This is a genomic window from Labrenzia sp. 011 (assembly GCF_003075075.1).
GTDB lineage: Bacteria > Pseudomonadota > Alphaproteobacteria > Rhizobiales > Stappiaceae > Roseibium.
Genome location: NZ_QCYM01000004.1, coordinates 136,187 through 149,753 on the forward strand (window position 1 = coordinate 136,187; position 13,567 = coordinate 149,753).

Here is a 13,567-nt window from a genome sequence, read left to right on the forward strand (position 1 = left end):
TTCAGGTCAAATTCCCTGATTGCAGATAACAACGCCGATTTTGTGTCTAAAGTTCGGAGTTGCTCAGGAACGTTTCGATTTTCCCAAGGGCAGTTTTGATGTTTTTTGTCGAATTGGCGTAAGAGAGGCGGATATAACCTTCGCCAAGAATGCCGAAATCCGGTCCGCCAATGACGGCAACGCCGGCTTCCTCCAACAGGGCGGAAGCCAGCTTCTTGGCCTTCCAGCCGGTCCCCTTGATGTTCGGATAGGCATAAAAGGCACCGAGTGGCGTCCGGCAGGAAATCCCCTCGATTGCGTTCAGTCCCTCGACGACCACCCGGCGGCGGGCATCGAATTCGGTGACCATGGACCGCACGGCGTCCTGCGGTCCCGTGAGAGCGGCCAGTCCGGCGTATTGCGCCGGTGCGTTGACGCAGGACCAGGCGTTGACCGCGAGCTTCCGGGCCTTGTCGATCAGGGCGTCCGGCCACAGGGAAAAGCCCATGCGCCAGCCGGTCATGGCGTAGGTCTTCGACCAGCCGTCCAGCAGGATCAGGCGGTCGCGCAGGCCTTCGAATTCCAGCAGGGAGACATGTTCCATGCCGTCATAGGTCATTTGCGAATAGATTTCGTCGGAAAGCACCGCCACATCCGGGAAACGCTCGAGACCGGCGACAAGTTTCTCGATCTCGCCTCGAGGCGTCACGCCACCGGTCGGGTTGGCGGGGGAATTGAGGATGAGAAGGCGTGTCCTGTCGGTGATCAGGGAGAGGGTTTCGTCAGCGGAAAAGGCGAAATCGTTTTCCTCGCGGATCGGGACCGGGACCGGGCGGGCGCCGGTGAATTCGATCATCGACCGGTAGATTGGAAATCCGGGGTCGGGATACAGAATGTCCGCGCCCGGCTCGCCGAACATCAGGATCGCCATGAACATGGTGACCTTGCCACCCGGCACGATCATGATGTTGCCCGGGTCGGTTTCCGCGCCGTGGCGGTTGAGCAGGTCCGCGGCCACCGCTTCGCGCAGCGGGGCGATGCCGGTGGCGGCCGTATAGCCGTGGTGTCCGTCCCGAAGGGCCTTGATGGCGGCCTCCACGATATGCTCCGGTGTCCGGAAGTCGGGCTGGCCGATGCCCAGATTGATGATGTCGCGGCCCTGCGCGGCAAGCTCATTGGCCCTGGCCAGAACCGCGAAGGCATTTTCCTCGCCAATCCGGTCGAATCCGCTGATCGTATGGAGCATGGAAACCTCCCCCTGTATTTTCCGATTCACTGTGCGAAGGGTATGCCCCCCATCCATTGCTGGAAAGGCAGCAAAGGCGGCAAACGGTTCGCAGCGGGACGGGCGGCAGTCCGCGTGTACGGGAAAATGCAGGTCGGCTCTCCCAATGCTGATGCGTTATGCTTATATTCCCGGCAAAGCAGCCTGCCCCGGCAGGCCGATCGGAAATCCTCTTGCCAGGAAAATGCATGATGTCTGCGACCCAGGACGCCCGGACACAGATCCCCGTTACCGTTCTTACGGGGTATCTCGGTGCCGGAAAAACCACGCTTCTCAACCGGATCCTCACCGAAAATCACGGTCAGCGCTATGCGGTGATCGTCAATGAATTCGGGGAAGTGGGAATCGACAATGATCTGCTGGTCGAATCCGACGAAGAGATCTTCGAGATGAACAACGGCTGCATCTGCTGCACGGTCCGCGGAGACCTGATCCGCACCGTGCAGAACCTGATGAAGCGCAAGGGAGCGTTCGACGCGATCATCGTGGAGACAACCGGTGTGGCCGATCCGGCGCCGGTGGCCCAGACATTCTTCATGGATGACGACGTACGCGCCTCGGCACGTCTGGACGCGGTCGTTGCCGTTGTCGACGCCCGGCATGTCCTTCAGCGCCTCAAGGATACGGAGGAAGCGCAGGACCAGATCGCCTTTGCCGATGTCATCCTGATCAACAAGACGGATCTCGTCTCGCCGGAAGAACTGGCGGCAGTCGAGGCGCGTGTCCGCTCGATCAACCCATACGCGGTTCTCCATCACAGCGAGCGTTGCGGAATCGATATTGCCAAGGTGCTGGATCGCGGCGCCTTCGACCTCGACCGGATTCTGTCCCTCGATCCTCATTTCCTGGAACACGGCCATCATGCCGACGAATGCGGTCCGGACTGCGACCACGATCACAGCCACGACCATCATGATCATGACCACGGCCATCACCACCATCACGGACATGACCATCATCATCATGAGGACGATCCGCATTCGGTGAAGAGCATCTCCCTGACGGCAGGTGACCTGAATCCGGAAATGTTCTTTGCCTGGATCAACCAGGTGACCCAGGCGCAGGGCCCCAATATCCTGCGCATGAAGGGCATTCTGGCGTTCAGGGACGATCCGCAGCGCTATGTCATCCAGGGCGTGCACATGATTGTCGAAGGAGATCACCAGCGTGACTGGAAGGCGGACGAGCCGCGCGAAAGCCGGCTCGTGTTCATCGGCCGTGACCTCAACTGGGATGTGCTGAAAGACAGTTTTCAGGCCTGCGTGGCACAATAAGGATTTGTGATTTGCCGACAGTTGCACCTGTGGATGTGGACGGCTTTGTCGTCCGGGCCGGTTTTCTGAACGGCTGTGCCTACTTTGCTTCCGGAGAAGGCGGGATCGTCCTGTCGGGCACGGGGGAGAGAACGCTTCAACCGCACAAGGCGGGCCTGCTGGCAGCAGAACCGGCCCGGGACGGCGCGGCGCTGATCACTTCCGGAGACGATGGCTGCATCTACCGCAGTGGCATGGACGGATCGTCGGAGCTTGTGGCGGAGCGGCCGCGAAAATGGATCGATCTGATCGCGTCCGGTCCCTCCGGTGCGGTCGCCTTTGCCAGCGGCCGCACGGCCTGGGTGCATCTCGCGGACGGCCGTGAGAAGGAATTCGCTCATGAGCGTGCGGTCGGCGGGCTGGCGTTCGCGCCGAAGGGGCTGCGTCTTGCCGTTGCCCGGTATGACGGCGCGACGCTCTGGTGGGCCGGCACGGACGGCGCACCGGTGGAGCTGAGCTGGAAGGGCGCGCATCTGGGAACCAGCTTTTCGCCGGACGGGAAATATCTTGTGACGGCGATGCAGGAAAATGCCTTGCACGGCTGGCGGCTGACGGACGGTCAGGACATGCGCATGACCGGCTATCCCGCCAAGGTCAAGTCGTTCAGCTGGTCGGTCAAAGGCCGGTATCTGGCGACCTCCGGAGCCAATGCCGCGATCCTGTGGCCGTTCTTCGGTAAGACGGGTCCGATGGGGCAGGCACCTCTCCAGCTCGGTGTGCGTGCCGACAATCTGGTCAGCGCGATCGCCTGCCATCCGAAGGAGGAGGTTGCGGCGGTCGGCTATCAGGACGGCATGGTGCTCATGTGCCGGTTCGAGGACAATGCGGAAGTGCTGCTGCGACGTCCCGGGAAAGGACCGGTTTCCTCGCTGGGCTGGGACGAGACCGGTACCCGGCTGGCCTTCGGAACGGAAACCGGTGAGGCCGGAGTCATCAGTCTGGAGGACTGACTTCAGCCGGTCCGGATTACAGGAGAAAAGATGGCGCGTATCCTGATGCTGATGGTCATGCTGCTGAGCGGCACGGCGACGTCGCAGCTGCCGGAGTTTTCCCAGCAGTACCGCCAGCGGCTTGGCGGAGCCATCGACGCGCTGGAAGAAATTCTGGCGGACTTCCGCAGGGATGCTGCCGAACACGGCCTGAGCCCGGTTGAAGCCATTGCCCGCCAGAAGGCTTCCGGCGATCCCTTCATCCGGTCGCGGGGGGAAAGCATGGTCGAGGCGGAAATCCGCCTGAGTCGCCTGAAACTGCAACAGGAAGAGCTGCTGACGGCAGGTCCGGTGCAGCGGATGATGGTCTTCGCGCGCGGCTTTGATCCGCAACTGGCCCGGGCGACGGCAGAGGACTACGAGCCGGCCGTGCCGGTCACCGTGAGCGGCTTTGTCAGCGCCGGTGCCGGGGCGCTCGCAGGGTTCGCGATCATGCGCCTGCTGATCGGAATAGCTCGGCTCGGTCGCCGCCGCAGGCGCATTGACGCCTAGGATCCATGCGTGACGGGAAGACGGAGCCCATGGCAGGTGTTTGCTGAAAGGCTTGCGCTCATGGCGGCTCACACCGGACCGGTCTTTTGACCCGTGAGCTGAAAATACGCTAAGCAGTTTCTTTCGCATGTGCCTCGGGCACGACCCAGAGGGAAGGAAGCCGGATGGATGCGATCACCCGGATGCGGTGTTTCATTCAAGTTGTCGATTCAAACGGATTTTCCGCCGCGGCCCGGGAGATGGGGCGCTCCAAGGCCCTTGTCTCCAAATATGTCGGCGAGCTTGAAGACGATCTGGGTGTCCGGCTGCTGAACCGGACCACGCGACAGGTCTCGCTGACCGAGGTCGGGGGCGCCTATTACAAGGAGGCGGCCGATATCCTGCAGCGGATCGACGATCTGCAGGCCTCCGTCCAGTCGTCGCACAAGGAAGTCAGGGGGCGGCTGCGGGTGTCGGCACCCAGATCCATGGGCGACGAGATGCTCAACAAGGCGCTGATGCAATTCCTGCTACGGTATCCGGACATCACGCTGGATCTCAGGCTGGAGGACCGTTTCGTCGACCTTGTCGAAGAGGGGTTCGACCTGGCGGTTCGGGTGACCCAGATGGACGATTCCAGCCTGATTGCCCGCAAGATCGCCCCGTTTCGCTCCGTCCTGTGCGCCGCGCCTGCAGCGGTCGAGACATTCGGGGCACCGCAGGTTCCGGCGGATCTTCTCTCCCGGCCGTGCATCATCGACACCAATCACAGGTTCAAGCACAACTGGATCTTTTTCGACAAGGGGGAGCGCGTGTCCGTGGCCGTGAAAGGACCTTTGGAGGTCAACAGCGCGGCGGCGGCGCGGGAGGCCGCGCTGTGCGGGCTGGGGTTTCTCAGAACGCCGCTGTTCTTCGTCAATGAAGACCTTCGGGCCGGCCGGCTGGTCACCCTTCTCGACGATTTCGAGGAACCCATGCGGGGCATTTATGCGGTCTATCCGCATCGGCGGCATCTGAGCGGCAAGGTGCGGGCCCTGGTCGATTTCCTCGTGGAATGGTATGCGCCGGGAAGGCCTGACGGCGCCGCCTCCGATCCGGGGCGTGGCTGAAGACCCTGCTTCCTTCGGGCCACAGGCTGCCAAGGGGCCGGTTTTCCTGACCCAGGTCACAGGCAGGCACGGCTGTCGCAGGACGGGGCGACCGGTGTGCGGGGGGCCTCAAATGATTTCAAAGACAAGCGGATCGGGCCGGGACTTGGGGGCGCCTTAGGAGCGATCCGTCAAGACTCACCTTGCAAATCCCGGGGCCGCGGTGGACACTCGCCGCATGAACGAAGCGCAGGAACAAATCGCGGCCGGTCTGGAACAGGTGTTCTGGAGCAGGGGCTTCGCGGAGCCGAGCGTTCCGGAGTTGCGGGCCGGCGTGGGCGTGAGCATGCGTACACTGTACCGGTATTTTCCCTCCCGGGAAGCCATGATTCTCGGCGCGCTTGAGCATCGTCACCGCCGTTACCTCAGCTATGTGCGCGAAGGCGTGGGGGCGCCGGGGCTGGCGGCTGCGGAGCAGCTGTTCGACAAGCTCGGCGGCTGGATGCGCATGACGGAGGGCAAGGAGTGTTTCTTCCGGCAGGCGCTGGCGGCAAATCCGGACAGTTCGGGCATCGAAGTGACGGTCAGGCGGCACAAGGGAGAACTTCTGAAGTTCTTCGGCGAGCTCTGCGGACAGGCGGGGTTTGCATCGACCCTCTATCTGCTGCATGAGGGCGTAACCGCCTGCTACGCGGAAATGGGTGAGACGGCCGTCGAAGACGCCAAGCGGCTCGTCCGCGAAATGTTCAGGGCGGCGAACGAAAAGCGCCTGTCGTAAATCAGCCCGGACCTTCGCCGCTCCGGAAGGGCGGCATGACCGCCTCTTCCCGGGCAGCGCAGACCCGTCCGGTGTCAGGCCTTTCCCGATTTCGCCAATCTCTCCTCGGCCATGGCGTCCGCGACACGTTCCGGCGTGGTCTCTTCCCTTGCGGCCCGCTCGAAGATGGCGGCAAGCGTGTCGCCGATGGCCTCGGTCTTTTCGCGAACGCGTGCGTCGTTACCGCCCGGTGTTGCCAGCGCGATGGATATGACCCCGCCGGCATTGATCACGTAGTCCGGTGCGTAAAGAATGCCGCGTTTCTTCAGGGCCTCGCCGTCGGCAGGGGTCTGAAGCTGATTGTTGGCGGCGCCGGCGACGATCCGCGCCCGGATCTGCGGAACGGTTCTGGCGTTGAGGCCGGCGCCGAGGGCGCAGGGAACGAAAATGTCGGCCTCGATCATATGGGCCTCGGCCGGGTCGACGGCCACCGCGCCGAAGGTCTCGGTCGCCCGCAGGACAGCGGGGGCGTGGATGTCGGATACGACCAGTTTCGCCCCGGCCTCATGGAGCCTGCGGGCGACATCGAACCCCACATGTCCGAGACCCTGGACGGATACGGTTCTGCCCTCAAGTCCGTCGTCGCCGAATGTATGGCGCGCGCAGGCCAGGATCCCCGTGAATACGCCAAGCGCGGTATAGGGGGAGGGATCTCCCAGCCCGGTGGCGCTCGTGCCGCGCACATGTTCGGTCTTGCGGGCGACGGCCTCCATGTCCTGCGGCGAAACGCCAACATCCTCGGCCGTGATGTAGGTTCCCGCAAGCCGTTCCACATGGCGGCCAAAGGCCTCCATCATCTCGACGGACTTGTCCTTGCGCGGGTCGGCGATGATCACCGCCTTGCCGCCCCCCAGGTCGAGACCGGCAAGCGAATTCTTGTAGGTCATGCCGCGGGAGAGGCGCAGCGCATCGGTCAGGGCGTCGTAGGCGTTGTCATAGGGCCAGACACGGCAGCCCCCCAGTGCAGGGCCAAGGGTCGTATCGTGAACCGCAATGATTGCTCTCAGGCCGGTGCGCTTGTCCCTGACGAATACAATGTCTTCGTGATCGCTCATTTCCGGGTGGTCGAAAACGGTGCTGGGGCGTATGGAAGTCTGCAAGGCGTTCATGGCAGGATAGTCCGGCTGATTGGGAATGCGAATATTTTAGGCGTGTTCTGGGGAATAGTGTCTTTTTTTGTCTAAAAATCGTCAGTGAACGGGAACAGATGTTCCGAAAAATGCTACGGAAGGTAGAAATTGTTTCAATGAAATTCCGCGCCGCACCACCCTGCCATTATCCTGCCCTCTTATGTGGTCTAGGTCTCCTCCAGTTCCATCTGACCAGACGGGTGATTCCGGTGCATTTTCGACCAGTCCCATTCCTCAGGGCCATGCGTTCGACGGGGCGCCAGGTGCTGCTTGCGGCAAGTCTGCTGCCCGTGTTGCTGTCGGTGCTTCTCACCAGCGCCGCCGCGCATCCGCATGTTTTCGTGGAGGCCAGATCGAAACTGGTCTTCGACGACACCGGCCAGGCTGTTGCGGTCAATCACGTGTTCCGCTTCGATGACGCCTTCTCGGCCTTCGCGATGCAGGGCTTCGACATGAACGGGGACGGTGTCTATTCGCGCGAGGAGCTGAGCGAGCTGGCGAAGGTCAATGTGGAGAGCATGGCCGACTTCGGCTACTTCACCTTCGGCGACAACACGCGGATCGAGTTCGATTTCAATGCGCCGAGCGAATACTGGCTGGAAGTCCGGACGGTGCCGCTCGAGGACTACTGGGCGATGAAGCCGGAAGATTTCGCGGCGATGGAAGAGGACATTCGCATGAACGGCGGGACGATGCTGGAAAGTGTCGATCTTCTGGAGCTGCATTTCACGCTTCCGCTCAAGGAACCGAGTGACGCGGCCAATCCGATCACGCTGGATGTCTATGATCCGACCTATTATGTGGATTTCCGGTTCGGCAAGGAAAGCAGCGCTATCGGCACGGTCAACGCGCCCGGCGCCTGTCAGGTGACCCGCAAGGAACCGCCGCCGCTGGATGACGCGACGGCCTATGCCCTGGCGCAGATCGGCGCCGACCAGCGGGATCTGCCGCCGGAGCTGCAATCGGCCGCGGCGACCCAGGTCAACCAGATGATTGTCAATTGCGCCGCTGCCGTGGCCGCCGGTTCGGCGGAAGTCCCGTCCGGGGAACCCGCCGCGACAGAGGTTGCGGCGGCGTCTCGGGACGGCGACGCGGCGATCAAGTCCGCGTCACGGGCGGAGGCGGTCGTCAGTGCGGTGGAGACGGATGTTGCGGTCATCGATCCTTCCGCCGGAACCTCTTTTCAATCGGGAATTCTGGACACGATCTTCGGCACCATCGCGGTCAAGCAGAAGGAATTCTACCAGGCGCTGGTGGCAAGTCTGCGGTCGTTCCGCAACAATCCGCACGCCGTATGGCTTCTCATGGGGCTGTCCTTTACCTACGGCATCTTTCATGCGGCGGGACCCGGGCACGGAAAGGCGATCATCACATCCTATGTGGTGGCCAACAACGAGACCTTGCGGAAGGGCATCGTCCTGTCCTTCGCTTCCGCCTTCGCCCAGGCGGTGACGGCCATCGTCCTTGTCGGGGGGCTTGCCGTGGTGTTCAACCTGACGAGCATTGCCATTCAGGATACCGCGCGCTGGTTCGAGATAGGCTCCTACGTGATGATCACGGCGCTCGGTGGCTGGCTGCTCTGGCAGAAGGCCCTACGGCCATTGCTGGCTTTTGCCGTGTCGCGGCTGACGACCGGTCAACTCGCGTATGCGGGAGCATCCGGGCACGCGCATGACCACGGTCATGACCATGGTCATCACCACCATCATCATCACGAGATGGGGCCGGACGGGGTCTGCGCCACCTGCGGTCATGCGCATGCGCCGACACCGGACATGCTTGTCGGCCGCATCACTCTGGCGCGGGCGGCTTCCATCGTTCTTGCGGTGGGTCTGCGCCCGTGTACCGGCGCGTTGATCGTGCTGGTCTTCGCCCTGTCGCAAGGAATGATCGCCGCGGGCATCGCCTCCACCCTGGCCATGGCCGTGGGAACCGGCATAACGGTTTCCCTGCTCGCGGGGCTGGCGGTCGGCGCCAAGGATCTGGCCGTGAGGCTTTTCGGCGAAGGCAGCCCGATGTCGGGCCGGATCCACAGGACCATCGAGATTGTGGGGGCGGTCATCGTCTTCCTGCTCGGGGTGACCCTGCTGATCGCGACTGTCGGCTGGGGATAGCCATCTCATTGACCGCGCGCTGGGCCGCGTTCTGCATGCCGTCGCTGCCGTGAAACCAGGACTGTGGCACAAGCTGCGAGAGGTCCCGGATCAGGTCCGGGACGGCAGGCGGGTGCCGGACCGGTTCCCTTCGGCAGCGGCAGTGCTTCAATCCGCCTTCAAAGACCCAGGCGTCTTTCCCTGTAGGCGCGGACCGCATCGCCGAAAGCGGCGAACAGTTTTTGCGAAGGCCCGTCCGTCATCACCCAGTATTCCGGGTGCCACTGGGTGGCGAGCACATACCCGGGGCTGCCGGCGAGCGAAACGGCTTCGATGGTGCCGTCTTCCGCCAGGGCCTCGATTGTCAGTCCGTTGCCGAGATCGCCGAGCGCCTGCCGGTGCAGGGAATTGACCTCGAAGGGCTCCGCGCCGATCACCTTTTCCAGGCATCCGCCGGCCGACACCTCAACCGGATGGGCGATGCGGAAGCGTTCTTCCTGACGCTCGGAAACCGGCGCGCGGTGGTCCCTGCGGCCCTCCATCGCCTGGATTTCCGTCAGCAACGTGCCGCCGAGGGCGACATTCAGCTCCTGCATGCCGCGGCAGATGGCAAAGACCGGGACGCCCCGTTCGATGGCGCGCTTGAGGAGCGGCAGCGTGGTTGCATCGCGGTCCGGATCGTAGGGGCCGTTTTCCTCCGTCGGTTCCTGGCCGTAGAGCTGCGGATTGACGTTCGAACGCGAGCCGGTCGCCAGAACGCCGTCGACCTGGTCGAGGGCGGCATCCAGATCGAGATCCGGACCGAGGGACGGCAGAATCATCGGGATGGCATCCGAGCCTTTCAGGACGGCCTGAAGATAGGTCGATACTGCGGCGTGCCAGTTGTAGCCATCGAGGGCTTTCACGTCGGCGGTTACCAGGACGAGCGGTTTGGTCATGTTCGGGCCTGTAGTGCGGGGGACGACTTGCGGATAGTTTGCAGGACGGGTTTAGCGGATGATCCTAAGGCTCCGTACCCTAATCCAGCAATCCCAGATCCTGCGCAACCTTGTAAAGCTGCGCGGCATTCTTGTTGCCGACCTTTTCCCGGAGGTTGAGGCGGTGGGACTCGACGGTGCGGACGCTGATGCCGAGCTCCTTGGCCACTTCCTTGTTGGGCTGGCCCCGGGCGATGGCGGACAGCACCTGGCGTTCGCGTTCCGTCAGGCCGTAGGGGTCTTCCACCGGGGCGGAGGTGGCCGCGCCCACAAGGGTGGGGCCGACGGCGGCGGAAAAATAGTAGCCGCCGGTGGCGACGCTGGTGATGGCGGTGATCATCTCCGTGGCCGAGATATCCTTGAGGATGTAGCCGCGTGCGCCGGCCTGGACCACGCCGCGCACATATTCGGGATTGTCATAGACCGAAAGGACGAGGACCGCGGTCTCCGGCAGGCTCTTGCGCACCTGTCGTGCCGCCTCGAGGCCGTTCATGACCGGCATGGAAACATCCATCAGGAGGACGTCGGGGCGCAGTTCCTCGGCAAGGCTGACCGCCTCACGGCCGTTGGTGGCTTCCCCGACCACTTCCAGGTCCGCAACCTTCTGGAGCCGGGCGCGGATGCCGTCCCGGACCAGTTCGTGATCGTCGGCGAGCAGGACCCGGACCGGCTTGCCGCTTTGCCTGCGTGCTGGCGAATGTGAGTGCATTGTCATTCCCGGATCATGCCGCGCTTGCGAGCCGTTTGTCGAGCGGCATCTGAACCCTGATCCGGGTGCCGCCCACGGGCCTGCGGCTCAGGGTCAGCCTGCCGCCGTAGGTCTCTATCCGCTCACGCATGTTGCGGAAACCCAGGCCGCCGGATCTGGGCAGGGGACGCGGCAGGCCGACGCCGTTGTCATCGACGGACAGAATGAGGTTGTGGAGGCCGACCTTCAGGCTGATGGTGACCTCGGAGGCGCCCGCATGCCGGGCGACATTGGTCAGGCATTCCTGCACCACCCGGTAGAGGGCGGTCTTTGCGCCTTCGGCCAGGCGGGTATGACACTGGTCGGCGGTCACATTGACGACGATGCCGGACTGGTTCTGGAATTCCTTGCCGAGACTTCCGAGGGCGGCGGAGAGCCCCATGTCGTCCAGGACGCTCGGGCGCAGGTCGCGGGAGATCCGCCGGACCTCGGCAATGGTCCCGTCGAGGGTCGTCAGGCATTTGGCGGCCTGGGCCTGCAGATCCGGGGCGCGGCCTGCCTCGCTATGGATCATCTCCACGCCGTAGCGGACGGAGACGAGCAGCTGGGAAATGCTGTCGTGGAGTTCGGTCGAAACCCGTTTTCGCTCCTGTTCCTGAACCTGGAAGATGCGATTGGTCAGTTCCTTCAGCTTGCTGTCGGCGAAGCGCTGTTCGGAAAAGCGCACGCCGGCGATCAATGTGCCGGCAACGACGATGGCGACCAGCGTGATGATGAAGGTCACCAGCAATGTCTGCCGGATGCTGCGGGCGATGTCGGAATGGATCGCGGCCACCTCGCGCGCGATGTCGTCAGTATAAAGGCCCGTGCCCAGCATCCAGCCCCATTTGTCGAGCAGGATCGCGTAGCCGAGCTTTTCCTCGACGGTTCCTGTCGAGGGCTTGTGCCAGACATACTGATGAAAGCCGCCGCCGGCCCTTGCGGCCTCGATGAGGTTGCGGATCACATAGTCGCCGTTGGCGTCCTGAAGCTCCCACCAGTTGCCGTCGACAAGGTGGGGCAACTTGGGATGGACGATGTTGGTTCCATCGAGGGTATAGACGAAGAAATAGCCGTCATAATCGAAGGTCAGATGCTGCAGGATATCCTTGACCCGCGCCTGGGCGGCCTCGCGGCCGCCGGGTTCATCGCGGTAGATCTGCTCGATCGATGTCAGGGCGAGGCTGACATAATTGCGGATCTCCTGACGCTTGGTGGACAGGATCCGCTGTTCGACAGTCCGCGTCTGGGCGTCGATCATTTCGCGCGATTGGTAATAGGTCGTGCCGCCGATCAGGATGGACACCGCGATCAGGGGGAGGATCGTGATAAGCAGCAATTTGGTCTTGAACGTCACGTATATCGCCCTTTAGTTGCGCGGAGCTCTCCTATGCCGTATTTCTCTTGCGCGCATTCGGTAGTATTACTGAAAAGCTGCGCAGAACCACGAATAGCGTACTGGCCATCCGGTCAACTAGACATACGGCGAGATCGGTGCAAGTGTGTGCCCCGGTCCGAATATCGGGTCCGTTTAGGGAGGAAACTAATGGATCGTCGTTCATTTATCAAAAAGGCTGGCCTTGGCGCCGGCGGTGTTGCTGCCGGTTCCGTTCTGGCAGCTCCGGCAATTGCCCAGGGCACCAAGGAAATGGTCATCGTTTCCACATGGCCGCGTGATTTTCCCGGTCTGGGTGTTCCGGCACAGCGCCTGGCAGCCCGTATCGCCGAGCTGACCGAAGGTCGCCTCAACGTGCAGTATTTCGCAGCCGGTGAACGTGTCGGTGCATTCGACTCCTTCGACGAAGTCGCTTCCGGCAACGCACAGGCCTATATCGGCGCCGACTACTACTGGAAGGGCAAGCACCCTGGCTGGGCCGCTTTCACGGCCGTTCCGTTCGGTCTGACCTACGCGGAAATGGATGCCTGGACCAAATACGGCGGCGGCCAGGAACTGTGGGACGAGCTGGCCGGTGAATTCGGTCTGAAGAATCTTGCCATGGGCAACACCGGCGTCCAGATGGGCGGCTGGTTCAACAAGGAAATCGAGACCGCTGACGACCTGAAGGGTCTGAAGATGCGTATTCCGGGCCAGGGCGGTGACGTCATGGCGAAACTGGGCGCGTCTCCGGTTTCCCTGCCGGGTGGCCAGATTTACGAAAACCTCGTTTCCGGCGCCATCGATGCCACCGAGTGGGTTGGTCCCTTCAACGACTACTTCATGAAGTTCTACGAAGCGGCCAAATACTACTACTATCCGGGCATGCACGAGCCGGGCGCACAGCTGGCGATCGGCCTGAACAAGGCATTCTGGGACGGTCTGAGCAAGGTCGATCAGGAGATCATCAAGGCTGCTGCTGCGGAAGAGAATGCCAACACCATGGCGGAAACCAACGCCAACAATGGTGCGTATCTCAAGCGTCTTGTCGAAGAACATGGCGTTGAGCTGCGCGAGTTCTCCGACGAGATCTACGACAGCTTCGGTGAAGCTGCTCAGGAAGTTCTGGAAGAAGCGATGGATCACTCCCCGCTTTCCAAGAAGATCTACGAGAGTGTGATCAACGCGCGTCAGGAAATTGGCAGCTACATGGCAATCTCCGATATCGCCTTCAGCAACAAGCGCAACCGCTTCCTCGGTATTCCGAGCTAAGCACCGCGGATAAAAGGGACGGGGCAATTCCCCGTCCCTCTTTATGTTTAT

The 13,567-nt window shown here is 62.4% G+C and carries 12 protein-coding genes; 7 read left to right on the forward strand and 5 right to left on the reverse strand.

The window, feature by feature from the left end; all coding sequences use genetic code 11:
* Positions 1-46 precede the first annotated feature (46 nt).
* A complete protein-coding gene (locus tag DCO57_RS06820; protein ID WP_116698115.1) occupies positions 47-1,225 on the reverse strand; it encodes a pyridoxal phosphate-dependent aminotransferase in 1,179 nt (392 codons plus the stop codon).
* A 230-nt stretch (positions 1,226-1,455) separates the two neighbouring features.
* Here DCO57_RS06820 and DCO57_RS06825 point away from each other — a divergent pair, with 230 nt between their 5' ends.
* From DCO57_RS06825 to DCO57_RS06845, 5 genes are all read left to right on the forward strand, one after another.
* The gene (locus DCO57_RS06825; protein WP_116698241.1) at positions 1,456-2,538 is read left to right on the forward strand and encodes a GTP-binding protein; all 1,083 of its coding nucleotides are present in this window, start codon (positions 1,456-1,458) and stop codon (positions 2,536-2,538) included.
* An 11-nt stretch (positions 2,539-2,549) separates the two neighbouring features.
* Positions 2,550-3,527, forward strand: coding sequence for a WD40 repeat domain-containing protein (locus tag DCO57_RS06830; protein ID WP_116698116.1), 978 nt, complete (start codon positions 2,550-2,552; stop codon positions 3,525-3,527).
* Between the two features lie 30 nt (positions 3,528-3,557).
* Positions 3,558-4,058, forward strand: a complete 501-nt coding sequence (locus DCO57_RS06835; RefSeq protein WP_116698117.1) for a DUF2937 family protein — start codon at positions 3,558-3,560, stop codon at positions 4,056-4,058.
* 164 nt (positions 4,059-4,222) lie between these two features.
* Positions 4,223-5,146, forward strand: coding sequence for a LysR family transcriptional regulator (locus DCO57_RS06840; RefSeq protein ID WP_116698118.1), 924 nt, complete (start codon positions 4,223-4,225; stop codon positions 5,144-5,146).
* Positions 5,147-5,363: 217 nt separating this feature from the next.
* Entirely contained in the window at positions 5,364-5,903 is a 540-nt protein-coding gene (locus DCO57_RS06845; RefSeq protein WP_116698119.1) for a TetR/AcrR family transcriptional regulator, read from the forward strand.
* A gap of 74 nt (positions 5,904-5,977) precedes the next feature.
* Here DCO57_RS06845 and DCO57_RS06850 read toward each other — a convergent pair whose 3' ends face one another.
* On the reverse strand, positions 5,978-7,051 hold the full coding sequence (locus DCO57_RS06850) for a Glu/Leu/Phe/Val dehydrogenase dimerization domain-containing protein (RefSeq protein ID WP_116698120.1): 1,074 nt from the start codon (positions 7,049-7,051) through the stop codon (positions 5,978-5,980).
* 263 nt (positions 7,052-7,314) lie between these two features.
* On the opposite strand from DCO57_RS06850, the gene DCO57_RS06855 reads away from it, so the two are divergent.
* A complete protein-coding gene (locus DCO57_RS06855) occupies positions 7,315-9,186 on the forward strand; it encodes a DUF1007 family protein (RefSeq protein WP_116698121.1) in 1,872 nt (623 codons plus the stop codon).
* 158 nt (positions 9,187-9,344) lie between these two features.
* Here DCO57_RS06855 and DCO57_RS06860 read toward each other — a convergent pair whose 3' ends face one another.
* From DCO57_RS06860 to DCO57_RS06870, 3 genes are all read right to left on the reverse strand, one after another.
* Complete coding sequence (locus DCO57_RS06860; protein WP_116698122.1) at positions 9,345-10,103, reverse strand: gamma-glutamyl-gamma-aminobutyrate hydrolase family protein; 759 nt, start codon at positions 10,101-10,103, stop codon at positions 9,345-9,347.
* A gap of 79 nt (positions 10,104-10,182) precedes the next feature.
* On the reverse strand, positions 10,183-10,851 hold the full coding sequence (locus DCO57_RS06865) for a response regulator transcription factor (RefSeq protein ID WP_116698123.1): 669 nt from the start codon (positions 10,849-10,851) through the stop codon (positions 10,183-10,185).
* Between the two features lie 13 nt (positions 10,852-10,864).
* The gene (locus DCO57_RS06870) at positions 10,865-12,226 is read right to left on the reverse strand and encodes a cache domain-containing protein (protein ID WP_116698124.1); all 1,362 of its coding nucleotides are present in this window, start codon (positions 12,224-12,226) and stop codon (positions 10,865-10,867) included.
* 189 nt (positions 12,227-12,415) lie between these two features.
* Between DCO57_RS06870 and DCO57_RS06875 the strand changes: the two genes are divergently transcribed.
* Positions 12,416-13,516, forward strand: a complete 1,101-nt coding sequence (locus tag DCO57_RS06875) for a TRAP transporter substrate-binding protein (RefSeq protein ID WP_116698125.1) — start codon at positions 12,416-12,418, stop codon at positions 13,514-13,516.
* Positions 13,517-13,567 lie beyond the last annotated feature (51 nt).

Excerpts from the sequence above, each read along its gene's own strand:
- DCO57_RS06820 (WP_116698115.1), bottom strand. The coding sequence starts at position 1,225 with ATGCTCCATACGATCAGCGGATTCGACCGGATTGGCGAGGAAAATGCC.
- DCO57_RS06825 (WP_116698241.1), top strand. The coding sequence starts at position 1,456 with ATGTCTGCGACCCAGGACGCCCGGACACAGATCCCCGTTACCGTTCTT.
- DCO57_RS06835 (WP_116698117.1), top strand. The coding sequence starts at position 3,558 with ATGGCGCGTATCCTGATGCTGATGGTCATGCTGCTGAGCGGCACGGCG.
- DCO57_RS06840 (WP_116698118.1), top strand. The coding sequence starts at position 4,223 with ATGGATGCGATCACCCGGATGCGGTGTTTCATTCAAGTTGTCGATTCA.
- DCO57_RS06845 (WP_116698119.1), top strand. The coding sequence starts at position 5,364 with ATGAACGAAGCGCAGGAACAAATCGCGGCCGGTCTGGAACAGGTGTTC.
- DCO57_RS06850 (WP_116698120.1), bottom strand. The coding sequence starts at position 7,051 with ATGAACGCCTTGCAGACTTCCATACGCCCCAGCACCGTTTTCGACCAC.
- DCO57_RS06855 (WP_116698121.1), top strand. The coding sequence starts at position 7,315 with ATGCGTTCGACGGGGCGCCAGGTGCTGCTTGCGGCAAGTCTGCTGCCC.
- DCO57_RS06860 (WP_116698122.1), bottom strand. The coding sequence starts at position 10,103 with ATGACCAAACCGCTCGTCCTGGTAACCGCCGACGTGAAAGCCCTCGAT.
- DCO57_RS06865 (WP_116698123.1), bottom strand. The coding sequence starts at position 10,851 with ATGCACTCACATTCGCCAGCACGCAGGCAAAGCGGCAAGCCGGTCCGG.
- DCO57_RS06875 (WP_116698125.1), top strand. The coding sequence starts at position 12,416 with ATGGATCGTCGTTCATTTATCAAAAAGGCTGGCCTTGGCGCCGGCGGT.